The sequence below is a fragment of the Vibrio sp. V03_P4A6T147 genome, assembly GCF_002241085.1.
In the GTDB taxonomy this organism is placed as follows: Bacteria; Pseudomonadota; Gammaproteobacteria; order Enterobacterales; family Vibrionaceae; genus Vibrio; species Vibrio anguillarum.
Map to the genome: position 1 here is coordinate 1 of NZ_NDIO01000038.1, position 2,922 is coordinate 2,922.

A 2,922-nucleotide genomic window follows, 5' to 3' on the forward strand; every position below is an offset into this window, starting at 1 on the left:
AGTTCCATCAGTTGGTCATGGTCAAGGATTGTGATGTATTTGCCTTTAACGCTAAGGATTTCGGACTTCTGAAAACGGCCGAGTAGACGACTGATCGTTTCAACAGTAAGACCAAGGTAGTTACCGATATCACCACGAGTCATTGTCAGACGAAACTCTCTAGGGCTAAAGCCGCGCTGAGAGAAACGAGTCGACAAGTTATAAAGAAAAGCCGCCAATCTTTCTTCTGCATTCTTTTTAGATAGCAGAAGAATCATCTCTTGGTCGCCCTTAATTTCATTACTCATCAAGCGCATAATTTGCTGACGTAACTTAGGCATTTTACCCGAAAGATCATCAAGAATTTCGTAGGGTATTTCGCATACCATTGATGTTTCTAGAGCCTGAGCAAAGCTAGGATGAGAATCATCAGTGATCGCGTCAAAACCAACTAAATCACCCGCTAAATGAAACGCAGTGATTTGTTCATCACCTTGCTCAGTAATGGTATAACTTTTAATTGTACCTGAGCGAATAGCGTAGAGAGACTTAAGGTCGTCACCAGCTTTAAATAGCTCTTGGCCCTTTTGGATAGGTTTTTTACGCTCAATAATTTGATCAAGTTGATCAAGTTCAGATTCATTGAGAGTAAAAGGAATACAAAGCTGGCTAATGCTGCAATCTTGACAGTGAATTGCACAACCACCAGATTGAATGCGCTTTGCCGCTGGCTTATCAGAAATCATAACAACCTTTCACTTTTTGATGTACATCAATATTTTAGCACCCATTACCCCTAAAGGATAGCGAAAAAAGATGCCATAAATCAGACAGCTACCACGTAGATGATAAAATACTCACTGCTCCATAACCCGTGTATAGACCATAGAGTATGATAAAAATCGCAGCAAAATGACGAAATATGAATGATTGTTGAATGTTCTTCAAACGGGTCGCTCCGTAACCAACAAGAAGCATCGCAGGTAAGGTTCCCAAACCAAAAGAGGCCATAACCAGAGCGCCAGACAGTGCACTACCGGACACCACAGACCAAGTCAGTACCGAGTAAACTAGCCCACAAGGTAACCATCCCCAGATAAACCCAAAAGGGAGAGCGAACCACGTTTTCCTAAGCGGGAGCAATGATTGCCCAAAAGGCGAAATAAAACTCCAGATTTTTTGCCCAACCTTCTCCAGCTTCAACAGGCCAAACCACCAACGTCCAACATACAATCCAAGTACAATCATTAGGCCTGCCGCAATGAGCCGCAACCAAATCAACGCATGATTAAGTGTAGAGAATTCGGATAGCGAGGCGGCGAGGCCTCCTAATAAACCGCCAAACAGCATATAGCTGGCAATACGCCCAAGGTTGTAGAAAACAAGCAGTATTGGGAGTCGATCACTGCGCTTTTCACCTAAGGTCAAAAGAGAAGCAATCCCGCCACACATTCCCATACAGTGGCCAGCTCCAAGTAAACCGATAAAGAAAGCACCAATCCAATCTGCGGTCATTTTTTCTCTTCTTTTGATGAGGTAAGTTCATCTTCATCAAACAAAATATTGTGTCCTTGGCGTTCTAAATCTTCAAACTGTTCGCTCTTTACTGCCCATAAAAAGATGATGACGGCGATCGTAACCAAAACGATCGCTATGGGGATCAATATATAAAGACTTTCCATCTACTTATCCCTCTTTTTGAGTAGTCGAAGAGAATTAGATACCACAATAATCGAACTCGCCGACATGCCCACAACGGCAATGTAAGGAGCAACCAGCCCCGCAACGGCGAGTGGCAAAACAATAATATTGTATCCAAGTGACCACGCTAAATTTTCCCGAATGATTTTGCGAGCTTTTAACGCTAAGCTTCTGGCTTCCAATAATCTGTCGAGTTTATCACCAAGTAAAACCATATCAGCGGATGCTTTTGCGACATCGGTTCCACCACCCATAGCGACGGATAAGTGCGCACCAGCAAGCGTTGGCGCATCATTAATGCCATCGCCAATCATCATGGTGATATCATCATCTGGTAACGACTTTAAGTAACTCAGTTTATCTTCTGGTTTGGCATTCGATACGACAATATCGATGTCCATTTCGGCGGCCACACTTTGTGCATTAAGTTGAGAGTCACCCGTTAATAGCGTGATCTTAATTCCTTCCTGATGGAAACGATCGATAAATTGTTTCGCTTCACTACGGATAGGATCGCGGTACGTGAAGGTCGCAATGTGTTGCCCGTTGAGCGACAGATAAATACGATTTGCTCGATCGTCACTGATGTCGTTCAAAACAAATTCGGCGCTGCCGATACGAACATCGCCGCCTAAATATTTACCTTGAATACCAGACCCAATCATATTCTGCACATGCTCAACACGAAACTCGTCATTACGATATTGCGCAAACGCTCTGGCAATGGGGTGATTGGCATGATGCTCCAAAGCAGCGGCTAGCGCCAAACAATGGTTTTCGTCTATACCACCATGCAACTCAACGTCACTAATTTCGATATCACCACGGGTCAACGTTCCCGTTTTGTCAATAATCAAATGGTTAACTTTACAAAGTGTTTCAAAGACATGGTTTTTTCTCAATAAAATACCAAAGTCACCCATTCGTGATGTAGCGCAAGTGATGGCTGTAGGGGTGGCAAGAGAAAGCGCGCACGGGCAGGTTGCCACCAAGACCGCTAACATGATCCAAAATGCATCTTCAGGTTTTGTCTGGTGCCAATAAAACCAAGTGGCTGCTGCAATAATCAAAATTACAGCCACAAAATATCTCGCGACAATATCAGCAATTTCTGCAATCTTAGGCTTAGACATTTGAGCTTCATCTTGCAGTCTAACAATATTGGAAATAACGGAATCCGCTTTAGATGCAGTGACTTCCAACTCGAAAGACTCATCGCCATTTAATGTACCAGCACAAACA

The 2,922-nt window shown here is 43.4% G+C and carries 4 protein-coding genes; all 4 read right to left on the minus strand.

Features of this window, described 5'->3' with window-relative positions; all coding sequences use genetic code 11:
* The coding region (locus B9J84_RS01400; RefSeq protein WP_094123359.1) for an FNR family transcription factor at nt 1–725 on the minus strand (725 nt) is incomplete at its 3' end.
* 88 nt (nt 726–813) lie between these two features.
* Nucleotides 814–1,494 carry a sulfite exporter TauE/SafE family protein gene (locus tag B9J84_RS01405; protein WP_013856891.1) on the minus strand — a complete coding sequence of 227 codons (681 nt, stop codon included), beginning with the start codon at nt 1,492–1,494 and terminating at the stop codon, nt 814–816.
* On the minus strand, nt 1,491–1,661 hold the full coding sequence (gene ccoS / locus B9J84_RS01410) for a cbb3-type cytochrome oxidase assembly protein CcoS (protein ID WP_013856892.1): 171 nt from the start codon (nt 1,659–1,661) through the stop codon (nt 1,491–1,493). The genes B9J84_RS01405 and ccoS overlap by 4 nt, the downstream gene beginning before the upstream one ends.
* Nucleotides 1,662–2,922 (minus strand): heavy metal translocating P-type ATPase (locus B9J84_RS16255; RefSeq protein WP_404206160.1); only part of this gene is annotated, 1,261 nt, incomplete at its 5' end.

Excerpts from the sequence above, each read along its gene's own strand:
- B9J84_RS01405 (WP_013856891.1), bottom strand. The coding sequence starts at position 1,494 with ATGACCGCAGATTGGATTGGTGCTTTCTTTATCGGTTTACTTGGAGCT.
- ccoS (WP_013856892.1), bottom strand. The coding sequence starts at position 1,661 with ATGGAAAGTCTTTATATATTGATCCCCATAGCGATCGTTTTGGTTACG.